The organism is Bacteroides sp. An19, assembly GCF_002160215.1.
Lineage (GTDB): Bacteria > Bacteroidota > Bacteroidia > Bacteroidales > Bacteroidaceae > Phocaeicola > Phocaeicola intestinalis.
This window is the reverse complement of the sequence record NZ_NFKD01000127.1, coordinates 1-2561: the sequence shown is the minus strand read 5'-3', so window position 1 is coordinate 2561 and position 2561 is coordinate 1. Positions and strand designations below refer to the sequence as shown.

The 2561-nt window shown below is 33.0% G+C and carries 2 protein-coding genes and 1 pseudogene; 2 read left to right on the top strand and 1 reads right to left on the bottom strand.

What is annotated here, in order from left to right; all coding sequences use genetic code 11:
• A pseudogene (locus B5F25_RS22605) lies at positions 1-232 on the bottom strand (hypothetical protein); the annotation flags it as partial.
• A 158-nt stretch (positions 233-390) separates the two neighbouring features.
• Here B5F25_RS22605 and B5F25_RS20770 point away from each other — a divergent pair.
• A complete protein-coding gene (locus tag B5F25_RS20770) occupies positions 391-1194 on the top strand; it encodes a hypothetical protein (protein WP_087251737.1) in 804 nt (267 codons plus the stop codon).
• A 422-nt stretch (positions 1195-1616) separates the two neighbouring features.
• Positions 1617-2477: a hypothetical protein gene (locus B5F25_RS20765; protein WP_140407014.1), complete on the top strand. Its 861-nt coding sequence runs from the start codon at positions 1617-1619 to the stop codon at positions 2475-2477.
• Positions 2478-2561 lie beyond the last annotated feature (84 nt).

The following is a 2561-nucleotide window of genomic DNA, read 5'->3' as shown; positions in this document are numbered from 1 at the left end:
TAACCAAGATCAGGAAGAAAATTAATGCCAGACCGAGAGAAAAACTCAATTTCTCGACTCCGGCTGAGGTCTTTTTCAAAAATATTTCGTAATGTTGCACTCGCTGGTTGACTCTGCCGATGGCATTCATTATCTCTTTAAGCGAATGTTTTCGGTTCCTCGCTTGCGGCTCTAAAATATTTTTTATAACTTGCCACTGTTTTTCAGTCAGGTCGGTTGGATACTGTGTCATAACTTTATTGTTTGGTACCTGTAAAGATATAACATTTTTCCAATTGACCGGCTGATTTGAGATCTGAAGATGCTTATAACATTATTCTTGAATCAATTCAAAAACAGTTTCTTATAAAAGAATACATTTTTAGACACATAAATTAAAACAATCGTGACATGTATAAAAATATCACATTACTGATTTTATGTTTACTTACATTAAATATCTATTCACAAAATGATAGTATTATTAAATTAAGGATAAATAATAATGTTCACTATTTTGAAAATTATTATAAACGTCCTATTTCCCTAATTCATTATAATAATCATACAGATTTTGGAATAAGAAAGAATACATACATGAATAAAATATTTGATATGAAATGCTATAAGTATGATGCCTTTCCAAATTTCATAAATCATTCCAATACTTTTTTCTATGATTATAATAGATGGGGAAAAATTGCATCTTACATGTATGGTCAAAGTTCTCAAAATACACTTCCTGGTATTGGCATTATTAATCAAGCATCATTAATATATCAGAAAAATTTTAATTCGTATTTTGATATTAAGATAGGAATTAATGCTATAAAATACCATTTACCCAACTTAAAACAAAGCGGACAATCTTTTGGCCTATTGGGATCTGCTACATATTTACCTACAGAAAAACTACACATCAGTATTTTTGGTTGTTATACTCCTAACAATATATACAATTTTAATAATTCATATTATGGTACTACAATAGGTTATGAATTTTCAGAGCGAGTCGGTATAGAAGTTGGAGTACAAAGATATTACGATGCTCAGAATGGTTGGAAAACAGTTCCAATTTTCATACCTTATTATAAATTTGAAAAGTTTGATTTAGGAATTGATATTGGAGGTATATTATACGAAATTGTAAGAAGTATAAAAGATAATAAACAACAAAATAAAATGTTACCAATACGCCTTCCTCCTAGAAATTAAAGATTGTCTTAACTTTAAAAAGGTTGACTATTTGAACGCTACACCAAGCATATTTATATAGGTAACCAAACTATCGAATCAAAAATCGGTGAGTTTGCATCCTATGGTTCGACCTCGAGACACATACAATATGCAGTAAGGAAGATGCCGTACATGCGCTTCCTTGATTTATCTTGTAAGCATTCTATTTTCCGCCTTGACACACATCATAGCCTAACCTATCTTTGCGCCGTAACCTTTAACAACAATGATTATGGCAAAAGAAAAAGTAAACTACCAGGAGGTATATGACCTCTACCAGTTATGCAGCTTCGCATCCGTGGGATAAAATTGATTGAATATCAACCTATAAAGTGATTTTTAAGGGTAGACTATTATAATATTAGCAAGTTAAAATTAGTATCAACCAAACAAATCATAGAATGAATAAAAGAATTATAATAAATTGCTCACTTCTTTTGTTTTGTAGTGTTTCTTTTGGGCAAAAATTAAGTCCTGCCCAGCAAATGGCCGATTTTGACACTTTATGTACAAAATTAGAATATGTACACCCCGACCTTTATCTCTATCAGTCAAGAGAAGAGTATGAAAACAACAAAATCAAGATTAAGTCCTCCATGACTGATTCTATCAGCATATCCGACTTCTATCTGAAAATAGCCCCTTTTATGGCTAATATAAAGGATGGTCATAGTATGATGCTGCCGCCTATTACCAACGACCTGATTGCGAATGCAAAGAAAGATGGCAAGACAATGCCATTGAGAATAAAAGTATCCGGAGATTTCTTTATTGTAGATTATCCGGTGATTGATAATTCCATGGTTTGTGAAGGTGATACGATTCTCGGAATTAACGGAATCCATTCAAAAGATATACTTGGACGGATGTATAGCCTTTGGGGTTCGGAGAAAGGTAATGGCATTAAGGAAGGCAGTGTAAACGCCTATTGGTCTCCATTGTTGTGGTACATGTACAGATGGGGCGAGTCGTATGAGTTTACGATAAAACGTGGTGATAAAATGGAAGAGATACGTTTGGAAGGAGTTCCGCAAAGTGTGGCTATAAAGGTCATCAAAGAAAGACAATCCCAGAAAAAGCCTGAAAGTTTCAGTTGTTGTTTCTCTTCCGATTTCACAAAGGCAACTCTCACCATTCGCAATGTATTTCAGGAAACTGAACTAAAGGTATTTTGTGATTCAGTCTTTAAGGAAATAAACCGGAGAAAAATAAAGGATATAATTATTGATTCAAGTTTCGCAAGTTCAACTTGCAGCTTTTAATCTATAAATGTCGCAAATATGTTTCATATCTTCCTCCCTGTTGATGATAGCCTGATAGATATCTTCATCAGTCAATCCGAAGAG